Consider the following 24,385-nt stretch of genomic DNA (forward strand, 5'->3'; position numbering starts at 1 on the left):
TAATGGTACCATCCAGATTGGCAGAGATTTTGACCTTGATCCTATGGGACCTGCAATTGAAGGCGGCGTTGGCATCAATGCACAACTCTCCCACAATTTCTCGCTTCATGGTGATGTAAGCTATCAACAAAAGCTTCAGAAAACTGGTATAAGTGGTGCAAGCTTTTCAGGTGGTATACGCTATCAGTTTTAAATCAAGGCTGTAAATAGCCTATTCATTCTATTCAATTTAATAAAAAAGGCAGTATAGTATACTGCCTTTTTTAATCTATGTAAGCTACTATTCTTATCCCCTAAAACTTTTTTCTTTCTCCTCAATAATCTCCTTCCATCCTATTTACACGAGTCGCGCGGCATATTCATTATCGAATTTGTCTATAAAGCTAAGCAAAGTGTATTTTTAGACAATATAAAGAAGACTACATTGGAAAAGATAATGATAAAAGAAACTCTCTCTTCATACTTTTTCTATGTTTATCCTCCTGTTTCTTCAATCCATTAGCTTAACACCACCCTGTAAGGATTCATTTATATGTCCATGTACCGTTTTTAGGCAAATCATTTTGACAATGCTTATCCCTCTCATTCCATTCAGTATATTGATTTATAAAGATAATTCTTTGTTTTCCATGTTGAATGAGAGTCCCTAATATCGTAGGATTCTCTCATTTCAAACTTGTTTTATGTTGAATCAATTAAAAATTTTCTTGCACGTTACAAGCAGGGCTGGCGTGTGGAGAAAAGTTATATAAGAAAAGCCTGAGAATTCCTCTCATGAACTGCCTCAAGTGCCAAGGGCTTGTCACAAACATTGGGAGCTAGCAAAATGTGTGACGGGCTTGCTCCTTCGTAAGCATAAAAATGATGGGACTCTATGGCTTTAGCGTTATAGCATTCATAAACACCATCGCGAAATGGGCTGTGCTTCCTTAGAAAAATGGACTTTGGTACCCTTAGCCTCTTTAAAGAAAGCCTGTGAATAGCCCCCTCATCTCTTCTTTTTATAGCAGAAAAAATTTGCTGATCGTTTTGGTGAATGCATCAAATAATACATCTCAACGCTATAGAGCTTTTATAGCGATTATCTTTAATAGACAATTTTTAAATATCATACTTCATAGTGCTTTTAGCATAAGCTTAACCAAGCTAGGTTTTATGAAATCCACTTTTCTCGACTTTTTATGATCATGAAAAAAGTTTTTCTGAAGCAAAACTTCAAATCATAGAGAACACCATCGATATAATTCGTTTTGTTATTTACAATAAAAACATAATGATATAGAAACTGTCTGGGTACTTGCGCCATCAGGGGAGTGAAGTAAGCATCAAAGCATACCAAATACTAAAGGCATATCTATGTGTAAGAAATATATTTATAAGAAAAATTTTTTGTTATGTACAATTGCTGGAACTTTGATTTTTTCTCATTTCGGTTCAACTTATGCAAATACATCAGCTCCTGAAACTCCTGGAATTTTGGGGAAGATTGAATTAAATAAGGGAGAAGAAAAGACTTTAAATAATGTTCTTGTCCGCGATAAAGGACCTGGAATATTAGCGCATGATAAAGCAGCTATCACAATTGTAAAATCAACAATACACACGGAAATGTCTGCACTTTCTGTATCAGCAGGTGGACGCATTCATGCTAAAGAAATTAAAGCAAATACAGTGTACAAAGGTTTAGAAACAAAGAATGGTATAATCAACGTTGAAGATTCAACCATAACCGTCCAACGAGGAGGTGCCGGTGGTATCGTTTTTTATGAAACAAAAGATTCTTCACTGAAAAGTGGAGAAAAAGTTGTCAATAAGGTTGTTCTTAGCAATACAAAACTTCTTGTGAAAAACGGTACCGGTATTCTTGGTCCCTACTGCTCAAGAGCCGTTGCTGAAGTTCAACTTAAAGACTCAGAAATTCGATCTGACGTATTATTGAGAAATAAAACGAAACGTAAATATTATGACAACGATACTCTTCCTGTAACTTTAGCATTAACCGCTGATAATTCAACAATAGAGGGACGAGCAAGAACTTTAAAAGTCAATACAACGGTTTTGACTCTGAATAACAAGAGCAAATGGTACTTAAAGACCTCTCAAGAGGAAGTCGATACTGACTTTAATGTGTTTAACTATGAGCTCAGTGATATGAAACAACGAGCCCTTTCTACCGTTTCCGTACTGAATCTTAATAATAGTTCTATCATATTTAAGACATCACAAGGGCGGGAAAAAGATCATTATCATACCTTGTATGTAGGGCGAACAGCTGAGGTTCGTAGACCTGAGGGAAGTACAATCCCCGATATAGAAAGCACTTATAATACAGTTTACAATGCCACAGGCGATGCAAAAATTTATTTTAATATTGAATGGAGTGATGGTCTAGTAAAAGAACAGCAAAAAACTGACCGCCTCCTTATTCATGGTGATGTATCAGGCAGCACAACAGTCCATATCAAGAACCTTGCGAAAGGTGAGATATTAAAAGCTGAAGATTCTGTGTCTTCGAATATGCGTGGTCTTTCACTCATTCAAGTTTCTGGAAATGCAAATGAAGATTCCTTCAAACTTGCACACGGCTACACCACAATGGGGAGGGTGCCCTATAAATATATACTCAAAGCCTATGGTCCAACATCCAGCCATGGGACAGCCGATAGCACACAAAGTCATTTTAGCGGAATATCACAAGAATCAAAAGAAAACACCCTCAAAGACTACACAATCTACACGATATCAGCATCAGGAAAAATGATTGAAGGCGTTTCACCAAAAGAGAAAGAAGCGCAAAATACCGGTTCATCATCCCTTGGACAAGCAAACAACGCACAAAACATTTTGGAAAAAAATCAAAATTTCTGGGATTTTCGCTTGCAAAATGCGACTCTCGATAATGAAGGAAAGATCAGAGCTCTCGTTCCTCAAGTGGCAAGCTATTTGTCCATGCCTAACGCACTATTCTCAGCTGGACTGGCTGATATAAACAATCAAAACACTTTACTCAACTCGATGCAGGAAAACACCTTTGAGACAAAAGATCATAAAAACAAAGGAGTCTTCTTCTCAACTTATGGAAATAAGATGACATTATCCTCTCACCGTACGCCATTACAATATGGCTATGGTGCCGATATTCACTATGCAGCTTTACAGGCAGGCATTACATTAGCAGCTCTAGAAGATCAAAACATGACCGCCAATTTCGGTCTTTTGGGGACATATGGGAAATTAGCTTTCACCCCTAAAGACATGGAAGGTGCTGACAAGAGTACACTCAATAAATGGTCAATTGCTGCATATAGTGGGCTGCGCCATAATAATGGGATATACATCCATGCACTCTTCTCCTATGGAATGCTCAAGGGAGATATCACCACAGCTCTCATAGGAAAGACTGCAGAATTGAAAAATGCTGATACATTCAGTGCATCAGCAACCATTGGACAAAAGTTCGAAACCAGTAGGAAAGGATTGGTCTTTGAACCACAAGCACAACTTGTTTATCAACGCCTCATGCTTGGCACACTCTCAGATGTCGATGGCTTTGATGTGGATATGGGAAATCCTTATCAATACTTAGTGCGTGTTGGTGGACGCTTAACGCAAACGAAGCTTTCTATTGAAAACGGCGGTATTCTTTCTTTCTATGGTAAATTGAATATTGTTAAAGCTTTTTCTAACAATGGTACGATACAGATTGGTGAACCATTCCACCTTGATTCTATAGGAGCTGCCCTTGAAGGTGGATTTGGTGTAAATGCACAATTATCACAAAATATCGCCCTTCATGCTGATGTTAACTATCAATATAAGCTTCAAAAAACTGGTATATCCGGAGCAAGCTTTTCAGGCGGAATACGCTATCAGTTTTAAGAAAACGCAAAAAACAATTTATATTCTATTCATTTTAATAAAAGGCAGTGCAAATGTACTGCCTTTTTACAATCTATCGGAAAGAACCGTTAACAACTATTCTTTCTACCACCTTTCTTGAGCCAATTAATCTCACTCAAACCAAATGTAATAAAATCTGTTATCTCTAAATGAATACTTATCTGTGTAAGAAAATCAATTAAAAGCTTTTTGTAAGCACACAACAACAGCTTCTCCAAAAATTTTGTAAAGTTTCCATAACAACAGCCTTAAGCAACAAACATCCTTGCAAAATATTTTGTTTCTTAACACTTTTAAACGGAATACTGATCAATCTAGCTTTTCTGCAATTCATAGTTTCTAACTGCAATCTCTATTTTAAAAGCTCTTCTAAAATCATTTTTTAAACGATAAAGAACACGACGCAATGTTTCGTTTTGTTGTTTACAATAAAAACATAATGATATAGAAACTGTCTGGGTACTTGCGCCATCAGGGGAATGAAGTAAGCATCAAAGCATACCAAATACTAAAGGCATATCTATGTGTAAGAAATATATTTATAAGAAAAATTTTTTGTTATGTACAATTGCTGGAACTTTGATTTTTTCTCATTTCGGTTCAACTTATGCAAATACATCAGCTCCTACAATGGTTATGGCTCGTGCGGATAAAGCAGGAGAAGAAAAAACCTTTAATAACGTTTTTATCCGCAGCGCATATACAACAGTGGTTGCTGATGACAAAGCCTTTATCACCATTACAAATTCAACAATGCGTTCAGACTCAAATTTATTTACCGCAACAACAGGTGGACGTATTCATGCTAAAAAAACTGTAGGAAAATCAAATTCCCGTGGTTTAGAAATTTCAAACGGCATCATCCATATTGAAGATTCAATCATAAATGTTTCCGGACATCACAAAAGTCGTGGTATCCTTTTTGATTACATCCCAAGTTCCCAAGTAAAAGAGGGCGAAAAAGTTATCAATAAAGCAATTCTTACCAACACAAAACTTCTTGTTGAAAATGGTATTGGTATTCTAGGACCAGATTATGCAAAATCTGTTGCTGCGGTAGAACTTAAAAGTTCAGAAATTCGTTCTGATATATTATTAAAAAATAAAATCCCAGAAAACTCAAAAGATATCGATCCTCGCACTTTTATATTAAGCGCTGACAATTCGATTATAGAAGGACGAGCAAAGACTTTACCTCAAAATACAACGATTTTTACTCTCAACAATAACAGCAAGTGGTCCCTAAAGATTAGTCAATTTGAAGTAGACAAAGAATTTGACAGCTCTAAAGGATACTTGCTCACTGATATTAAACAACGTGCACAGTCTATTGTCTCAGTATTGAACCTTAATAATAGCTCTATTATATTTAATGCGCCGCATAAACTAGCAGACAATCAGTATCAAACCTTGCATGTGGGAAAACAGCCAACAGCTGAAGCTGCGAAAGCAGAGCAAAACAGAAGCTCCGATGCAACAACGGTTTACAATGCATTGGGCAACGCAAGGATTTACTTTAATACCGAATGGAGTAATGGTCTTATAAAAGAACAACAAAAAACTGACCGTGTTCTCGTTCATGGTAATGTCTCAGGCACCACAACGATCTATTTCAACAATCTTTCAAAGCGTGCAGAACCATTCGATGATGATGAAGTTTCAATTCCTTTGAATGCGCGTGGTCTCTCACTTGTTCAGGTGTCTGGAAAAGCAGAGGAAGCCGCCTTCACGCTGGCAAATGGCTACACTACAATGGGTGGATTGCCCTATAAATATGTATTAAATGGCTATGGACCAACATCCAGCCGTGGGAGAGCTGACAAACAGCAAAGTCTCTTGCAAGAAAGTGAAGAGTTTTGGGATTTCCGTCTACAAAATGCGACTCTTGATGATGAAGGAAAAATCAAAGCTCTTGTTCCTCAAATGGCAAGCTATTTGGTTATGCATAATGCAATATTCTCCTCTGGCTTGGCTGATATAAACAATCAAAATACACTGTTAGATAATATGCACTCAACAGTTTTTGGATTAGAAGGTCATAAACAAAAAGGGATATTTTTATCGACTTATGGCAACAAGATGACGTTATCTTCCAGCCGTAGTCCATTGGAATATGGTTATGGTGCTAATGTTCACTATGCTGCTATACAAGCAGGCATGACATTAACAACGTTAGAAAATCAAAATATAACCGCGAATCTTGGTCTTTTAGGCACATATGGAAAGCTCGCTTTTACGCCAAAGGACATGGAAGGTTCTGACAAAAGCATACTGGATAAATGGTCCTTTACGGCATATGGAAATCTCCACCATGACAATGGTCTCTATATTAATGCACTGTTCTCTTACGGCATTTTAAACGGACATATTACAACAGCCCTTATCGGCAACACCACAGAATTAAACAATACGGATACATTAAATATATCAGCTACCGTTGGACAAAAATTAGCAACTGGTGTTGAAGGGCTGTCCTTTGAACCACAAGTACAACTTATTTATCAACATATTGCCTTTGGCACTCTTTCAGATATTGATGGCTTCCAAGTTAATATAAAGCCCCCTCATCAATGGTTGGTCCGTATTGGAGGGCGTTTAACAAAAACAATACTTCCTATTGAAAAAGATCGTTTTCTTTCTTTTTATGGTAAATTGAATGTCATCAAAGCTTTTGGTGAGGAGCGCACTATCGATGTTATGGAATCTTTCCATCTCGATTCTATGGGCTCTTCCCTTGAAGGTGGACTTGGCATTAACGCGCAGCTTTCTAAAAATATCGCACTTCATACTGACGTTAATTACCAACATAAACTTCAAAAAGCTGGGTTCTCTGGAATTAATTTTTCCGGAGGAATGCGTTATCGCTTTTAGAAATCTTAACTCTCTATTTTGACGCATAAGCAGCGCTGAGATGAAAACAGTGCTGCTTAACTACATTACAAAAAACCGTAATGTGTCAAAAAGTAGTTCATTTTTAGCAAAACAAAGAAAATATCTTAAGGAACATCTCTATGCATAAGAATCTTTTGTTATGTACAGCCGCTTGTGCTTTATTTTTTTCTTCTTTTAATTTCACATCTACCAGCACCGCCTCTGCTCTAAGCCCCCAGGAACGCCATGCCATTGAAGGGATTATGAAATTACCTGAACAATATCGCCATGCCATTGATTTAATAAACACACCAACACAAGCAGAAAAGAATCTTGAGAAGATAGCCTCTGGCGCCATGATGGAGGATAATTTGCACTTCAATCAAGTACTTCAAGAAGCATTAGATGATTCAGGAACTCAAATTAACAGATATTTCTCAGGGATCGGTCGTTATGCAACTCCTGATCATAGAGAGGAAATGCAGAAAGGAAGAGATTCTATATACGCTCGTGCTATGTCAGAGCAATTTAATCGTGATGCGGACCGCATAATGCAAGCCAGAGCAAAACTTGAACAATTACGTCAGAATCGATTAAAAACAAGAGAAAATTTATTACGTGGCTACGACAAAGCAGTTTCCGATGCCGTAAAGGCGGCAGCAATCCTTGAAGCTGATAACCAACAGCGTGTTAATGCTGCACACCAACAATGGGTAAGCCAAGACAATCGTGATTGGCACAAACTGCAAAATACAGCAGAAATATTACATAAGGCGGCACAAGTGGATACTGCCTTACAAGGACAAAACAAGGAACTTTCCAATACTTTACGCAAAGCAGTATTAGAGACTTTGAACGCGGATGGAATAACCAACGTGGAGAGAAAAGAAAAAACATCCCCTCCTCCAACGGACACTTCATCCATAAGAACAGGTCATGGAATTACACAGCCTAAAATAAATGAAAATTCGCAATCTGATATTGATCCCCAAACAAACACCACTTCCTCGGAATCAAAAACGACTCTTAATACATCAGAAAAAGCGCATATGAAATTGCTCCCAAAGGTTGAGAATACCGCTACCGCTGCGACAGAGAGCTCCTCTAAACTTACAGATGATGATAAAGCAACCGCAGCTTCTACTTCTCTTGGTGGAACAGAAAAAAGCACAACTCTTACACCACAAGGAGAAAGTTCTTTAACCATGCCTATTGCGATGTTTGCTGTTGGGTTTAGTGATGTCAACAATCAAAATATCTTGTTAGACAATATGCAAATAACAATGTTTGAACCCAAAGATCATCCAGAGAGAGGCGTTTTCTTATCCTCTTATGGCAATAAAAGCACCTTTTCTTCTAAGGTTCAAGCAAAACAAGATGGTATCCAAGCAGATATTCGCTATGCTGCATTGCAAGCAGGAGCAACACTAATAGCGCTAAAAGATCAAAATATCAGCAGCAACTTTGGTCTTTTCGGAACATATGGGAAATTGTCTTTTACTCCTAAAAACAAGGAGAGCTTTCAAAAAAATATGTTTGATAAATGGTCACTCACCGCATATGGAAATATTCAGCATGACAGTGGCATCTATGCAAGTGCATTTCTCTCTTATGGAATTTTCAAAGAAAATCACGCTACAGCTCTCATCAAACATACCTCAAAAGTGAAGAATAGTAAAACATTAGGAGCCGCTGCAACTGTTGGTCAAAAACTGTCAACCAGTTTGGAAGGTGTAATCCTAGAACCGCAAGCACAACTTGTTTATCAACGTCTCATGCTTGGTTCTTTATCAGAGAAGAGTTCTTTATCAGATGACGATAACTCTAAATCAGATGGCGATAACTCTAAAATAGACATAAGCAAACCTCATCAATGGTTGCTCCGTATTGGTGGACGTTTGACACAAAACAAAGGCCATGCCCTTTCCTTCTACGGAAAACTGAACATGATCAAAACTTTTAGTGAAAACTTTTCGCTTGCTGCTATGGAATCTTTAATTGAAGGTGGTTTTGGTATTCAGGCGCACTTATCACAAAATATAGAGCTTCATAGTGATATCAGCTATCAACATAAATTCAAAAAAGCTGGCATCTCTGCAATAAATATTGCCGCTGGAATGCGCTATCACTTTTAAAAATACTTGTATTCCTATCTTGAAATATAACGCGCTCTCATTATGTTTCGTTTTGTCTCTTACAAAAGAGACATAATGAGGCCAAAGTTTTATTTTTTATGAGAGAGGGGAGAAATATTTTAGGAATACATCCATATGAAAAAAAGCTTCTTACTATACACAGTTTCTGGAGTTCTGTTTTGTTCTTCCACCAGTATGTCTTATGCTATTCATAGTACAAATCCATCAACAACGATAGATTCTTCTTCTCTACAACCTGCTCGTGTCAAGTCACAAATAAATCTATCCGGAGTTTTTGATCCGTATAAAGATCTATATGATGGAATCGGGCAAGTTATGCCATCATATCCATCTTCAACCCCTAATGGCCTCCTTCCCCCTACAGCACCTAGCTCCACAAGAACGAGCGCAAGCCCTATTTCTACAGGAAGTAAACTTACAACGCCTACTTCTACAAGCACTCTAACTCCCAAAACACAACTTGAAGGAAATTCAGCTGGAAATATAATTTCTTCTTCAAAACAAAACTCTGATCTTAGTCAAGGAAGTACACAAACACCAAAGACTAAAGTTACAGAAGGTGTACAATCTAACCCTACAACACAAAACACTCCTATTATACAATCTTCAACAACAGGAATGGAAGCAAAATCTAGAAGACGTTCAGGGACGCCCTCCTCTTCTGCAGACTCTTCCAGCGAAAAAACACTATCAAATTCTGCTGTGTCTTCACAGCCAGAACCTACACAACCTTCACCGAATTTACAACCAGCACTTACAAAGTCTGAACCTACAAGAACGGAACCTACAAAACCAACAACAGAGCAAATACCAACATCTAATGAACCAGAACTCGCACAGCCAATATCTTTAAGAGTAGAAACTGAAAAAACAACATTACTGGTACCACCAAAATCTGCAAAACCAGCGCCAGTGCAATCTTCATCTGCACAAAAAATATCTGAAAAATCAGAGATTGAAAAACCAATATCACCAATAAAACAACCTGAAAAGTCTACACAAATTGAGGATATAAGCGCTGGAGTTGAAGCTAAAAACGGTAAGATCATAACGCTACATAACAAAAAAATTCAAGACAATGGTTTTGCTGTACATGCAGAGGGAAATAATTCAAAAGTCAACATGATAGGGGGAACAGTTGATGCGCGTTTTGTTGCACTAAGTGTATCAGATGGTGGAGAAATTGATGCTACAGGCATTACTGTAACAGCAGAAACAGCTGGTTTGGTAAACATGGAGGGCACAATCAAACTTAAGGATTCAAGCGTCCATGTCACGGGAAATTATGAAGCAGACGGTATTATTTTCCGCAACAATCCGTATAATGCCCCTAGAAAACGATATACACGCAATGCTGAAAGGAACACCAATGCCGTTCAAGAACAAGATGTAGCCAATATTGCTGATAAAGTAACCCTAGAGAATACAAAGCTTTTCGTTGAACATGGTAGCGGTATCAACCTTTATGGAACAGGCGTAAACGGGGAAGTCAACCTTAAAAATTCAGAAGTTCATGCCGATATTTTATTAAAAAATATCAAGAACGAAAGTGCCTCCACAAACACCATTACATTAGTTGCAGACCACTCTTCTTTAGAAGGTCGGGTAAGAACTTCTAAAGATAATAGAACAGTTTTTGATCTAAAAGAGAGGACGAAATGGCTTGTAAAGGCGAATAAAAATGCCACAAATAATGATAATATTTTAAATGACTATAGACAGTTTGGTGTTGATGAAAAATCATACTCTAATCTTTCTGAATTGCATCTTACAAACAGTGCCATTATGTTTGACAAGCCCATTGAGGGACATTATCAAACTCTGTTTATAGGATCTAACCTTTCGCAAGAAGACGAAACAACTCACACAGCAGCAGTTTATAGTACAGCGGGTCTTGCAGAGATTTATGTAAACACTCAATGGGATAAACATTCTCCTATCACAGAACAACAAACTGATCGCATTGTGATTAATGGTGATGTCTCAGGAAGTACTGTTGTTCACATCAATCTCCAAACCGATAGCTCTGCTGTTTGGGCAGAGAAGATGGCTTCTCTTCCTTTAGGGACACATGGGATTTCAATCATTCAAGTTTCCGGACAAGCAAACGAAAATTCCTTCACGTTAGCAGGAAACTATATGACAATAGGGAAACAACCTTATAAATATGTACTCACAGGCTATAAGCCTGGAACATCTCATGAGAGCCAAAATCTTTTTGGCAAGAAGAATAGTGATTTCTGGGATTTCCGCTTACAGAATGCCTACATTGATAAAGACAAAAAAGTTCGAGCCCTTTTACCACAGGTAGCAAACTATTTAACCATATCTAATACTTTATTTTCTGCTGGATTTACTGATGTAAACAATCAAAACACGTTGTTAGACAATATGCAAACAACAGTATTTGGGGCAAAAGACAATAAAAAGAATGGTATCTTTTTCTCTTCCTACGGCGAGAAGGTCACCCTATCTTCCAACCGCGATCCACTGCACTATGGTTATGGTGCTGATGTAAACTATACTGCCTTACAATTAGGGGGCATATTAGCCGCCTTAGAAAGCAAAGACATAAGCGCACATTTTGGTCTTTTAGGAACGTACGGAAAGCTTGCCTTTACGCCAAAAGAGATGCAAGATTCTGAAAAGACAACGCTTGATAAATGGTCACTTACCGCTTATAGCGGCATCCAGCATAGCAACGGTATATATGTCAACGCTCTTCTTTCTTACGGAACCTTAAAAGGAAATATTACCACAGCTCTTGTTGGGAATGCCGCAAAATTGGATGGTACCGAGATGCTTAATATATCTGCAACCATTGGTCAGAAATTAGCAACCGATACAAAAGGGCTTGTCTTTGAACCACAAGCTCAATTCATTTATCAAAATCTCATGTTTGATATTTTCTCAGATACCAATGGCTTAAAAGTAGACATGGGCAATCCACATCAATGGTTGATCCGTTTTGGTGGACGTTTAACAAAAACGATAATGGCTGTTGAAGAAAACAAGGCTGTTTCCTTCTATGGTAAAATGAATGTTATCAGAACTTTTGGCGATGGTAAAACAATAAAAATTGCTGATACCTTTCATGTTGATCCTACCGGCTCTTCAGTTGAGGGAGGCATGGGGGTGAATGCATATCTTTCTCAAAATATCGTACTAAACGCCGATATCAGCTATCGGCAAAAACTGCAAAAAGCCGGTGTATCTGGCACCAATTTGTCTGGCGGAATACGTTATCGTTTCTAAAGCAGAAGTTAATTTTAACTTAAATAAAAAAGGCAGCACAAAGTGCTGCTTTTTTATTTAAATTTATATATTTTTTTTAATTCTCAAAAATCATTATCACATCAAAGAAGATTTTGACTTATAATATTTCTTTTGCATATTGAATAAAAAGCTAAATACCATAACATTCTCTCATCAAAATACCCCATGCATAAAATTTTATGTCTTATATTATCACCACACCTCAAGCGATGATGTTTTTACAGCACAACAGAATAAGCATTCATGCCGATTTAAAAAAAGTCAGCCCCTTCTTCGCTGTGGACGCTCCATTTATTTTAGATGATGTACATTTAATATACCTACTATAAAGACTAGTATCTGGTATAAATTCTTAAAGGCAAGTTTTTCCTCTAAAATCTCAATTCTACAGCAGCTCCATTATAAGACAAGATATTGATTTATAAAGACAATTAATTGTTTTCCATGTTAAATGAGAATCCAGAATATCGTCAGATTCTTTCATTTTAGACCTGTTCCATGTTGAATCAACAAAAACCATATCTCTTACAAGTGACAAGGGGGAAGAGCCATAGGGATAAAAACTATTAAGAAAGGATTAAAAATGCCTCTAATGAACTATCTCAAGTGACAAGGGCTGTAGCAACATTGGGATCAAACAAAGAATATGACAGTGTTGAAAAATATAACAATATCAACTTGCTCTTTTATTAAGCATAAAGATGGTCGCGCCCTATAGATTTTATATTATTTCCATGGGAACTTTCTTATTATACCATTCACAAGCACCGTTGTATCAAAGATGTCGTTGCGCCGCCCCACAAACACCATCACGAAATAGACTTGAGAGCTTAGATATCTCTTTAAAACAAGGCCGTGAATTAGGAATAACAAATCCATTCTATTTTGAGTATTTTGTCGTGCATGAAGGACATGCCCGCAGTAAAAAACACAATAAAAAAGCGTGAAACAATGCGGAATCTTCATTATTTAACAGATAGTGCTTTAGATACTTTTGAAAGACATAAAGCTAAATTAAAGAACGGCGGAACAGAGGGAAGCTGATTTCTACCTCTTTATTCTTTCCCAATGAGATTGCCTCCCCATTTCAAATATTACGCCAACAAAGATATACGCACTATATCCACTCAGATCTGGATGCTCTCTCCAATCTGACATACAAAAACTAAAAACAGCAGAAGGAAATAATAAACCGCTTTAATTTTTATCTCAAGCATATAGATTTAAACAACGAACCGCGTCATATCACCACACTTTAAAGGACAATATTCCATGAAGCTTATAGGCAATATTCATCACATACTCTTCATCATTCATGCTTTTTGCTGACTTGGTGGTTATGGCGGAGTGAACGCACTAGATCCCATCCCGAACTCGGCCGTGAAACACTCCAGCGCTGATAGTACTTTGCCTTAAGGCAAGGAAGAGTAAGTCGCCGCCAGATCTGCTAAATGCAAGCAAAAGACTCAATGTATAAACCTTACATTACCACACCCCAAGGAAGCTGTTTTTAAGGCATCACAGGCTGGTCTAAATATCCTCTTAATCGCCTTCCCTAAACTAAAAAATGAAGCTCCCTATTAACTCAGTCTGCAAACAATGCTCTGTAAATAATCCGCCTTCTCTTAGTCCTCTTCCAGCCAGCTTCCCACAGCATGCGGTTCACATCACGACACCTTAAAAGACATTGTTTTAAGAACAGCATTTTACAGTACATCAGGATAATAATTTAAATATCCAAATGCACTTAAAACAAGTCTACTCACTAAACGCACTATTTATCTAAATCAACTGCCCTACCTAATCATTGTCATTACTTAGAACAGCCCGTATTAATCAGATTTGAATTTATTCCTCTATTTCTTTTGCACGTCCAGATAGCTGTATAGCTCTAGAAAGATCATTAACTGCATTTAAATGTGTTTGAAGTAATTCACTATTACGCTGTAATTTTTCTTGTAAATCAGACAACAAACTTTCAACCTCATGCTCAATATCTTGATTCATATAGCGCTTCACATCACTCATGGATTTATTAAGATCACGCAAACCACGTATTTTACGCAAATTTATTTCTTCGTAATCTGGAACACCACTACTCTCTAGCATATTGCTTTCATAATCAACAACTTGAGCTAATCCTTTAACAGCAGCAACAAATTTTGTCATCGCCCAATCACGATCAATAAGGTTGTTATCAAGAACTTTTGCTTTTGCCGCAAAACTATCATCACCATATTGCACTACAGACATTTTTACTTCCCCTTCAACACTATTGTTCAATCTTACTTTCTAAATGAGGGAGATTAAACAGGTTCTCTTCAATGCTGATACACTCAACCAAGCTCGTGGTGCAAACATTGCTCAAACAACAGCACGACAATCCTTCAAAGCGTATACCACTTCAACTTTCAACGCGTTCTCTCAAATATTTTTCTTGCTTTGCTCCAAAACCATCATTGCGGCTATACTAGTCCATAAAAACGCTATAGACTTAAACCTTCCAGCAATATCGAAACTTCCATATTTGCTCTGTCTATTTCGCCTTGCCGATTTTATCACGAGCTCATCTTCAACAGAAAATAACAATGCTTTCACGAGAACTTCAGCCACAAAAATATCTGCCGACAAAAAAACGCAGCCTATCTTGCAGCATATAAAGACGTAAGCCCATTAAAAATTTCAGCATTTTACTGATAGAAGCACCTTACCCTCCATAACCTTATGGCTCTCTCTGCACTTAAACTTGTATACCTTCCAGCGCCCCATAAGATGGCGCCCGACAAGATCAGTTTGCACCCATTCAAAAGGACACCCCCTCTCCCATGCTCTTTCTGCACACATGCAGTATTTCGCATAAAACACAAAAAGAATGTTCTTTTGAACAGATCAGCCATACAGCAATATAAAAAAAGACATCTTCAAATAGCTAAACAGCCATCAATCTTCCTTTTTTAAATTATCATTCGCTTTTCTTTGCAATGAACGACTATATAAGATTTTTTGAACCTTTTCAAGAGTTTCTTAGCCAATCAGTTCGATACGTCTTCAATCGCATATTTACGCGCTTGTTTTAAAGAAATTTCTCTTAAGTGCACCCAAGCCTATTTCGCACCGCGGCCCATCAATGGTATAATGATAAATCTTCCATGACATGTATAAAATCCATTGAGCACTTTACGCTTAATAAAAGAAGCAAGCCAGCACCATCACATATTTTTCTAACCCCTTATGTTCTGATACCCTTGGCACTTGAGACGGTTCATAAAGCATGGCCTTTCTTGTACAATTTCTCTGCGCATGAGAGCTCCCTGCTTGTAACTGCAAAAGACATTGTTTTGGTTAATTCACCACGAAACAGATTTGGAATGAAAAAATTTCCAGTATTAAGGGATCTAATTCAAGTTGAATAACGATAGATTATCATCTATAAATCAAAATATTATCCAATGCATAATGCTTAACGCTCCCCCCATTGATATTTTCAGAATTTTCACAGCATCTTCTTACAGATTATTTCATTCCATAACACAGTTTGCTCTTAATATCGCGACTTTACATGCGCTACTGGTATAAAAACAGAGAAACAATCATTTTATAATCAAGGTACAATTTTTGTTTACGATCTTTCTCTCGTTTTCAACCTTTTAAATGCAGCTCTTCTCTTTCATAATCATCACATTTCAAATCTATTCCATGTTGAATAAATTAAAATCACTTGCTTGCACATCACAAACAACGCGCTGATGTGTTGATAAAATACGCTGAAAGAAAAAGACTTCTTATGAACCTTAGCAAATGCCAAGAACTATAATAAACATTGGAAGCAAGCGTACGATGATTGTGACTTGCTCTTTCATAAGTATAAAGATGATAGCATTTTATAGATTTTATATTATTCAAAGTTTATATTATTTCACGAGAGCTTTACTGTTATACTATTCACATTTACCGCTATACCATTTACGAATGTCATCGTAAAATGTCTTTCGTGTGCGTTAAGAGATATTTCTTTAAAACAAGTACATAAATATGCAATACAAATATATAACATAAGTATATTTCGTTTGGAGCGTTCTTTACTTTTGTGCAAAACATGCCCCATTAGAGCAGCATTAACCAATCTTTCTATGAGATAAACGATCAGAAAACATTTTTGTCTTCCGCCGCTCACCTTAAAGGACCAAGATCTTAACTCAATCGGCTCTGTACGCAGTTCGAATTTTTGTCAAACGATCTTCTCCTGACTTTCCCCTCATCTGATTCACTTAAACGAAAGGCTCAACAAATAAACCTACGAATATTCATCGTACACTAAAAAATACTTAAACGTTCCAAGAAAACTTATATGTCTTATATTACCGTTATAAATGACAGTGCTTTATAGCATAACAGGATAAAAAAAGTTTCCAGCAACACAAAACTTACAAAATCAATCAATAGTCCTTTTAAAGCTTTCTTTTTTAGGATTCACAATACTCCAACTCCTTAAGCTTTTATAAAAAAAGGAACGATTTTAAGCTTGCCGAATATGTTGTATCAGCATATATTACAGATATGTAACATATTGTTATTCATAAAATCACCTCAAAAAGAACAGAAAGAGGTTTTTATGGCTGATCTCGTAAAAGCCGCTATGCTTTATTCAACCTTGATTATCACCATCAATGCTTTTGTTGTTATTTTAGTTCTCGTAATAGAAATATACTAAGCATACTCTTTTGGCTTTTTATAATCTGTGCAAATGAGCATCTTAATTTCACATAAGAGCAAAGCAAAATTTTAATTCTACAGATAAACCACACACCTAATTTCAAACATCGCTTGCAACTATTTGAGTATAAACTCTGCTTTTTGTATGCATTTTTACCCATCAGTGTCCGTCTTTTCACGCTATCTTGAATCTCAACTTCACTCCCACCTTAAAAAACGAAATTTTCTATCAGATATGATCTGTAAATAATTTGTCTCTTTATTGAGTAAATTTCCCCTTCAGGGCATATCACAATTCTAAAGAATAATATTTCATGAAGCTTATGATAATCTATTGAACACCATCTTTACCCTTATGAGAGAATAAACCAGCAGCATCACACACTTTTCCAGCCCCAAATGTTGCCAACAAAACCTTTAGCACTTGAGATAATTCATAAGAGGCATTTTTACGTCTTTCTTCAACAGTTTTTATCCACACGGCTCTCCCCGCTTGTACCATGCAAGAAGATGGTTTTAATTAATTCAACCGAGAACAGATTTGGAATAAGAGAATCTTACGTTATTCGAGATCCTTATTCAGTATAAAATAATTAAATTATTTTTATAAATCAAAGTGTTATTCAGAAAAACATTCATCACACACTCGAGAACAAAAAACACCTCATACGTAAAGTTTTATATGCGCTCCACCGCTCAATATGATAATATCACGACACAATTAAGATAAAAAAATAACAAGGAAAAACCTTGCAAACTCAGAAAAGAGAGGAGAAAAATGAAAAGATGTGGAGAGCACTCAATTCCTCACACATCCGGCAAAACCGTCCTAGCAAAACGGCCTCACAACTTAACGAATGTTATAATATTCTCAAATCAAAAGAAATTTTTTAAAAATAGTTTGAGAAAAACATTTGAGTATGAAACGATAATAATTCTATTCAGAATGTTTTTCTCTTTATTAAAACAGAGAAAGTAATTTCCAAACAAATGTTTCCTCCTAATTTTTCCGAAATTAGCAGTAACACATAACAACTCATTGGGAGGCAATACTATCTACAATTGAAAGCACTTTTGGGCTGAACAAATGACAGTATAGCATCCGTTTACACAAAGAGTACTGATCGTAAACGACTAATTCTTGAAGCCATAAAAAGACTCTCTAAAAGTTAGAGAGATCCTAAAAAACGTAATAGAATCAAGAACTAAACAATTCCTTATTTATTGAACTGTATGTTTTTAATTAATGCCAAACATAAGTTCCATATATGCTTGTCTGGCATGTTGGCAATTTTTAGATTTCTCCATAGAAGATTGATCCAGCTTTTCACATTTTTTTGCCCACTCTTCGAGTAATGTTTTATCTTTCTTAAATTCCGCTACGCTGTAGTTTTTTTCGCAACCAGCAACGACAAGTCCAGTACAAAGCAGCAATGCTGTAATAATAACTTTATTCATGATTTAATTCCCTTCCTTTTTATCTTCAGTTTTTTTCTCGTCATCATGTACAAAGCTTGAACCAGGCCAATCTCGGGCATGAACTTCACGATACGCTTTATCTGCGTTTTTACAATTTTGAGAATCTAAATCCTCTGATATCATGCATTTCATTGCCCATTGCTCAAGTAATTTGGGATCCTTCTTAAATTCCGCTACGCTATAAGTTTTTTCACAACCAGAAACGACAAATCCAGTACAAACCAGCAATGCTGTAATAATGGCTTTATTCATCAATAAAATTCCCCTTTTTTCAAATTTACAAAGTTTAGGACACAATTTAGGGCCTTAAAAAAAGTTCTACATATGCTTGTCGAAGGTTTTTACAATTTTGAGAGGATTTGAGCGGTGAACCATCGTTCTCACATTTCTTTGCCCATTCCTCGTATAATTTTTCATTTGTTTTAAATTCTTTTACACTATAAGTTTTTTCACAACCAGTAACAGCAAGTCCAGTACAAAGCAGCAATGCTGTAATAATGACTTTATTCATAATTTAATTCCCTTCCTTTTTATCTTCAGTTTTTTCTTGGTCGTCCTTTCCAGAGCCAAAAATTCCCCATTTTTTACGAGTTTCTAATTCAGCTTGTTCTGCGTTTTTACAATTTTTTGAATCAAAACTTCCTGCAATAAAACATTTCTCTAACCACTGATTGAGTAATTTGGGATCTTTCTTAAATTCCGCTACGCTATAAGTTTTTTCGCAACCAGCAACGAAAAGTCCAGTACAAACCAGCAATGCTATAATAATGGCTTTATTCATCAATAAATTCCCCTTTTTCAAATTTACAAAGTTTAGGACACAATTTAGCACCCGATTAAAATTGTACATTCGGTTCATTGTGCATTTTCAAAAAGCTTTTTAATCATTTCTTTTCCTTCAAGAACCTCTTAGTAACGAGAAGCAGCACGATATCTTACCCAAAATTCGTCATGCCTATACCCATTGCAAATTCCCTGCAAACGAAAGAATACAGCTTTTAATCAACTAATTGCGCTCTTATCATTTCTAAACCACCGGAAAAGAAAGAAAGCTTTAAGTCCCCCTGTACTTTTTAAAAGCCAATAGAAATGCTAAAAAAGCGATCTTATACATTCCAATTGAAGAAAAAAGCCTATTGCCTTGCGTACCATTACAACTGGCATTAACTATTTAAGACTATAAAATCATATAAATGTAAGAAATATTTTCTATAATATACTCAATGACTTCTTTTGTTTATTAGGAAAAATTATAGCGCGTCAATATCAGTAAATTTTACTTATTTTTGTCCCCCCTTTATAAACATGAATATAATTTAATAAAACGGATTGCTGCATAACAGAAAAAAATAATCAACGCTACTCTTAATTACATTATTTACGCATGTATTAAGTAAAATAAACAAAAAAATAACCTGATGTTTTAAATCATTATCAAGATAATTTTTATGGAAGAAGAAACTTATCTATTCATCTAGCGGATAAGATCACAAGTAGTATGATGATTATCACATTTATAGGGAAAAGTTTGAAACGGAGAATTTTTCGCAAACTCATAGCTCTTTCATGAGATAATACAGAACCTTATGAAAAACAACTTGAATGAAGCAACCATCGTGAAAAAGGAAGAGCGCTTTTATTATTAACTTCGTATAAAAACAATCAATATCATCTCTAGAAAAAGCATTCAAAGCAACGAAATTATCGTATCCTTTTTTACACTTTTCCGTATTTTTGTGAAAGCAATTCGCGGACCTCATCAGCTATTTTAGTTCCACGACTTGCACAACTGACCTTAATCAACCGATGCAAACTTTCTGGTATATCAATCGTGAGGCGCTTCATACCTCCACTCATGCTCCCTTTGTGGCTTCCTACCCATGCATCCGCTGTTAAAGGGATTGATTTATTCGTTGGTTTTGTGCCGATTTTAATTTTTTTATTCATCGCGCTAACTCCTTGATTTCCGCTGCAACCGCTTCAATCTCTGCTGCTGCTGGTCCTTGCTTATCAACTTCATAAACCGCCTTTCCCTGTGCTGCTGCTTCTGCAAAAATCACACGCTGCGCAACGCTAGAAGAAAGAACATGTACGGGGTATATGCCAAGAGCTTCGTTCACATCACGCCCTATCGCTGTATTGACGATTTTACGATTAATAACAAAAGCCGATTTAAGATTTTCTTTATAAACACGTGCTTCGTCAATCAGCTTTACAATTCCATCCGCTGCCCAAATATCATAGGGACTAGGCAAAACAGGGATAAGCACCAAATCCGAAGCCATAAGAGCACTACGAGCAAGATCCGTCACACGCGGAGGACCATCGATAATAATATGATCATAACCATAACCAATCTGTGTAATCTCTTTGTGAACCGTTGCACGCGGTAAACCAATAACCGAAAACAAAGGTGCATCTTCACGCGCAGCAGCCCAATCCAATGCGCTTCCCTGTGGATCAACATCAATAAGCAATACCCTTGCACCGGTCCGAGCAAAACTGGCCGCAAGATTAACACTCAATGTCGTTTTTCCGACACCCCCCTTTTGATTCAAAAGTCCAATGATCATTTATTACGCCTTTCAGCATTATCGTTTTTACGATTATACAGAAAGTAATAAAAGAAACAAGCATCCAATACGTGCAAAATAACCATTTCTCCCATTTTCAGGATAAATAACAATAGCCCGCAATTTTTTATAATATTCTTTTAACATGAGCAAAACATTATGAAGATGATATTCTTGAAAATAACAAAATAAATTTAAAAGAGGCATGCTCTTCTTCCCCACCCTAAAACAAAGATTTTTAAATCCATGTCGATCTGTAAACAATGCGCTGTAAATGATCCAGCTTCTTATTTTGCGCCGGCCTTTTGGGCTTCTCCCTTCATGCAATCCACTTAATGCAACTCTACAAACAAGCTCCACTCTGAATATACAACAAACTATAAGGAGAATTCATTGTTTTGCACGTTGAATGAGAGAGCCGAAATCAGGAAGATTCTCTCATTTCATGCCTCTTATATTAAATTAATCAAAATCATATCTCTTGTACGTACAAGCAGGGCTGGCGTGTGGGTAAAAACTGTACAAGAAAGGATTTAAAATGCTTCTTATGCAGAATCTCAAGTACCAAGAACTATTACAATATTGGGGGTTGGCAAATATAACAATGGTACCGACTTCCTTCTTCATAAGCGTAAAAAGGGTGCTGATCCATGAATTTTATACTCTTTGACGCTCGACAAAGTAAAATGGGCTTAAGAAAAATAAGGATACCTCTAGCAAGCGTGTAAACAAGCAATACAATGAAATGTCTATGTTTAGTAAACACTATAGATTATCCATAAAGACCAAACATCCGTCTTTCATAAATCGCATAACGAACATGTTGCGGAGTGAGATATTTTGCATCTTACAGCTCATTTTTCCCAAATAGATCTTCTCGACAAAAAGAATATTTTTGTTAAGATGCCACTGAAAAACTTACCTTCATTATGTTCTTTCTATATACCAGACCAGAGGGTATCGTGAAGATCGTGCAATTGGGAATAAACAAAAATGAATTTACAACAAATTGAACCTGATATTTTTATCAGCGCCCAAATTAGCATAGAAAATATCAAAACATTGGCACAAGCTGGTTTTAAAACAATTATCTGTAACCGCCCCGATCACGAAGAGCTCCATCAACCTGACTTTTCTAGCATTAAAACGGTCGCAAATGAATATGGCATAAAAGCCTATCACATTCCCATTTCTCCTCCAACTATAGAAAAGTCAGCTGTTGAAGCCATGCAAACAATTTTAAAAACAGCCTCTCTGCCTCTTCTTGCCTATTGTCATCACGGAGCACGCTCGCTGCATCTTTATCGTTTAGCGCGTCTTTAAACAGAGGATTCGCACACTTCCTCCGCACCTTAAAAGACGAAAATTCTTAAATACACATCGATTTGTAAAAAACAATCTGTCAATAATCTTTGTCTTGCGCCTTTCCCTTGGCTTGCCACTTCATAAAACTCTACAAGCAAGCTTTGCTGCTCAATATACAACAAGCATACACACCCGAAGCCATAAAAATGCGTGAAAATTCATATGATGATCGAAGAAAATTATTTTCACCTCACCTTTTATCACTGCTCCACCTTCTTTTTCTCTTCCTTTACCAATACGAACTCATTCGTACGCCACAGACACCTAAAACGACAGTAAAACCACTAAGAAAACCCCATATTCCGAATAAAAGGCATGCAGAGTATTTTATAAAAAAGCCGTAAGCCATAATCTATGATTAACTACAATATATTGATTTATAACAATTAATTGTTTTGCACGTTGAGTGAGAAATCCTAATACCGTAAGATTCTCTCAAGTCTATTTATAGTGAAGCAATCAAAAGCGTGTTTCTTGCATGTCACAAGCAGGAAGTGTTCGTGTGAAATAAAACGAGTTAAGAAAAAATCCCTCTCATAAACGCTCTCAAATAGCCTAGACTGTACAACACTAAAAGCTTGTCAATATAACGGATGGTGTCGGATTGCTCTTTTATTAGGCATAAAGATGATAGCGCTCAACGAAACTTGCATGATACCATTCATGAGAGCCATCATGAAAATGAATATGAGAAGCGTTGAGAGATATTTCTTTAAAAGAAGTGCATAAATTAGCAAAACAAGGATATTCCAGCATTTTATTTTACCTGTGGGACCTGATATCCTATGCAAAGAACAACAAAAGCCTGAAGCTGTTATTTTCACGATTTAAGAGATATTGCTCTGGACACTTTTGAAAGTGGCAAAGCCGAATTTAAAAAAGACAGTTATCTGGACTGATTTTTCCCTTGATAACTTCATATTTTTCCCCAATAAGGCTGCAGATTGATTTCAGAGAATACGCAAATGGATAATGCAATAGGGCTCTCCTCATCTAGCATACAAAAGCTGTAACAGTAGAGAGAGCATTAAAGCGCCTTAATCTTTATCTCAAACATACTGCTCGCATTGAGGAACACTAAAGAAAAAGTTTTATAAGAAAAACAATACGATACAGTCACGAATAGACCGAACATAGATTGGAAAGATGTTCTAACTTTTATCCAATATTTCTATCAAAAACAACAAAACATTATTGGCTTTGTGTTTTCATATCCTTACAAGACTGTCTTTCCTTTTCATTATAGGCGTTACATTTGTGAAAGACAAAGGAAATATATGGATAGTTTTTAACTTGAAAATCTGAAAGATTGACGTGTTACGACAACAAAATTGTGCCTTTATCCATCAAAAGCATTAGAAATTTTGAAACAATACACCTGCTTTCTCGCAATGATTTCTTTTATCTACAATCAATCGCAGTCTCCTTAATATGCATTCCCCATCACAATATACAAGAGAAACGAAACTTAAAGCATTTTCCAGCAGCTTCATTCTCGTTTACGTGATTGGTCAGCACGAAAACTGCTGCTGACCACTAATCTTCTTCACAAGACTCGACAAACAAAACTTTTTTAAAAATATTCATTACATAATACAAAATATCACATGCGTAAGGTTACACGAACCAACTCTCATCATAAACGATGATACAGCATAAATGACATAATAAGCCAAATTAGAAAGAAGAAACAATAAACTTTTAAAATAAAAAAAAGTCATCAATTAAATTTTATCAAACTATAAGCTTAAGATCGCAAGAAATTTTAAAAACAGCCTTTCTCCCTCTTCACATTATATTATTATCATTGCCTAATACACTTTATACTTATCCATTACTGCATCTTTTGTGATAAGTTTTAACGTATCAGAAAGAAACAAGCAGTAAAGTTTTGAATGACAACAAAAACCATAACGTTAACTTTGAAAAAAATGATGCCAAAATCAGATCTTCAGATATTCGATTCTCCCTCTCAACAACGGAAAAAACATATATTCCACGATGTTTTGGAATATATCTTTGTGATTATAATCACTTTAAGTGCTATTTTTA

At 36.3% G+C, this 24,385-nt stretch carries 17 protein-coding genes and 1 rRNA gene; 8 read left to right on the top strand and 10 right to left on the bottom strand.

Annotated elements, in window-relative coordinates; translation table 11 throughout:
- From ACFIMG_RS09645 to rrf, 7 genes are all read left to right on the top strand, one after another.
- Positions 1-193: autotransporter outer membrane beta-barrel domain-containing protein (locus tag ACFIMG_RS09645; protein WP_375678452.1), on the top strand; the 193-nt coding region annotated here is incomplete at its 5' end.
- Between the two features lie 1,163 nt (positions 194-1,356).
- Positions 1,357-3,879, top strand: coding sequence for an autotransporter outer membrane beta-barrel domain-containing protein (locus ACFIMG_RS09650; RefSeq protein WP_375678453.1), 2,523 nt, complete (start codon positions 1,357-1,359; stop codon positions 3,877-3,879).
- Between the two features lie 543 nt (positions 3,880-4,422).
- On the top strand, positions 4,423-6,771 hold the full coding sequence (locus ACFIMG_RS09655) for an autotransporter outer membrane beta-barrel domain-containing protein (protein WP_375678454.1): 2,349 nt from the start codon (positions 4,423-4,425) through the stop codon (positions 6,769-6,771).
- 140 nt (positions 6,772-6,911) lie between these two features.
- Positions 6,912-8,906, top strand: a complete 1,995-nt coding sequence (locus ACFIMG_RS09660) for an autotransporter outer membrane beta-barrel domain-containing protein (protein ID WP_375678455.1) — start codon at positions 6,912-6,914, stop codon at positions 8,904-8,906.
- Between the two features lie 135 nt (positions 8,907-9,041).
- Entirely contained in the window at positions 9,042-12,182 is a 3,141-nt protein-coding gene (locus tag ACFIMG_RS09665) for an autotransporter outer membrane beta-barrel domain-containing protein (RefSeq protein ID WP_375678456.1), read from the top strand.
- Positions 12,183-13,115: 933 nt separating this feature from the next.
- Positions 13,116-13,247 carry a hypothetical protein gene (locus ACFIMG_RS09670; RefSeq protein ID WP_375678457.1) on the top strand — a complete coding sequence of 44 codons (132 nt, stop codon included), beginning with the start codon at positions 13,116-13,118 and terminating at the stop codon, positions 13,245-13,247.
- A gap of 285 nt (positions 13,248-13,532) precedes the next feature.
- A 5S ribosomal RNA gene (gene rrf / locus ACFIMG_RS09675) occupies positions 13,533-13,647 on the top strand.
- Between the two features lie 404 nt (positions 13,648-14,051).
- On the opposite strand, the gene ACFIMG_RS09680 is transcribed toward rrf, so the two are convergent.
- The 10 genes from ACFIMG_RS09680 to ACFIMG_RS09725 all read right to left on the bottom strand — a co-directional run bounded on the left by ACFIMG_RS09680 (position 14,052) and on the right by ACFIMG_RS09725 (position 21,175).
- A complete protein-coding gene (locus tag ACFIMG_RS09680; RefSeq protein ID WP_273790974.1) occupies positions 14,052-14,456 on the bottom strand; it encodes a flagellar protein FlgN in 405 nt (134 codons plus the stop codon).
- A 171-nt stretch (positions 14,457-14,627) separates the two neighbouring features.
- Positions 14,628-14,834, bottom strand: coding sequence for a hypothetical protein (locus ACFIMG_RS09685; RefSeq protein WP_375678458.1), 207 nt, complete (start codon positions 14,832-14,834; stop codon positions 14,628-14,630).
- A 2,413-nt stretch (positions 14,835-17,247) separates the two neighbouring features.
- Positions 17,248-17,397, bottom strand: a complete 150-nt coding sequence (locus ACFIMG_RS09690; RefSeq protein ID WP_375678459.1) for a hypothetical protein — start codon at positions 17,395-17,397, stop codon at positions 17,248-17,250.
- A 758-nt stretch (positions 17,398-18,155) separates the two neighbouring features.
- Positions 18,156-18,374, bottom strand: coding sequence for an EexN family lipoprotein (locus tag ACFIMG_RS09695; protein WP_375613558.1), 219 nt, complete (start codon positions 18,372-18,374; stop codon positions 18,156-18,158).
- Positions 18,375-18,377: 3 nt separating this feature from the next.
- Entirely contained in the window at positions 18,378-18,647 is a 270-nt protein-coding gene (locus tag ACFIMG_RS09700) for an EexN family lipoprotein (RefSeq protein WP_375678460.1), read from the bottom strand.
- A 46-nt stretch (positions 18,648-18,693) separates the two neighbouring features.
- Positions 18,694-18,906 carry an EexN family lipoprotein gene (locus ACFIMG_RS09705; protein ID WP_375678461.1) on the bottom strand — a complete coding sequence of 71 codons (213 nt, stop codon included), beginning with the start codon at positions 18,904-18,906 and terminating at the stop codon, positions 18,694-18,696.
- 3 nt (positions 18,907-18,909) lie between these two features.
- Entirely contained in the window at positions 18,910-19,176 is a 267-nt protein-coding gene (locus ACFIMG_RS09710; RefSeq protein ID WP_375678462.1) for an EexN family lipoprotein, read from the bottom strand.
- A 935-nt stretch (positions 19,177-20,111) separates the two neighbouring features.
- The gene (locus tag ACFIMG_RS09715; protein ID WP_273790969.1) at positions 20,112-20,342 is read right to left on the bottom strand and encodes a plasmid partition protein ParG; all 231 of its coding nucleotides are present in this window, start codon (positions 20,340-20,342) and stop codon (positions 20,112-20,114) included.
- The gene (parA, locus tag ACFIMG_RS09720; RefSeq protein ID WP_375678463.1) at positions 20,339-20,968 is read right to left on the bottom strand and encodes a ParA family partition ATPase; all 630 of its coding nucleotides are present in this window, start codon (positions 20,966-20,968) and stop codon (positions 20,339-20,341) included. The genes ACFIMG_RS09715 and parA overlap by 4 nt, the downstream gene beginning before the upstream one ends.
- Before the next feature lie 33 nt (positions 20,969-21,001).
- Positions 21,002-21,175 carry a hypothetical protein gene (locus tag ACFIMG_RS09725; protein WP_375678464.1) on the bottom strand — a complete coding sequence of 58 codons (174 nt, stop codon included), beginning with the start codon at positions 21,173-21,175 and terminating at the stop codon, positions 21,002-21,004.
- A gap of 786 nt (positions 21,176-21,961) precedes the next feature.
- Between ACFIMG_RS09725 and ACFIMG_RS09730 the strand changes: the two genes are divergently transcribed.
- Complete coding sequence (locus tag ACFIMG_RS09730) at positions 21,962-22,291, top strand: TIGR01244 family sulfur transferase (RefSeq protein WP_375632881.1); 330 nt, start codon at positions 21,962-21,964, stop codon at positions 22,289-22,291.
- Positions 22,292-24,385 lie beyond the last annotated feature (2,094 nt).

This window comes from Bartonella sp. AP11XZML (assembly GCF_042196445.1).
In the GTDB taxonomy this organism is placed as follows: Bacteria; Pseudomonadota; Alphaproteobacteria; order Rhizobiales; family Rhizobiaceae; genus Bartonella.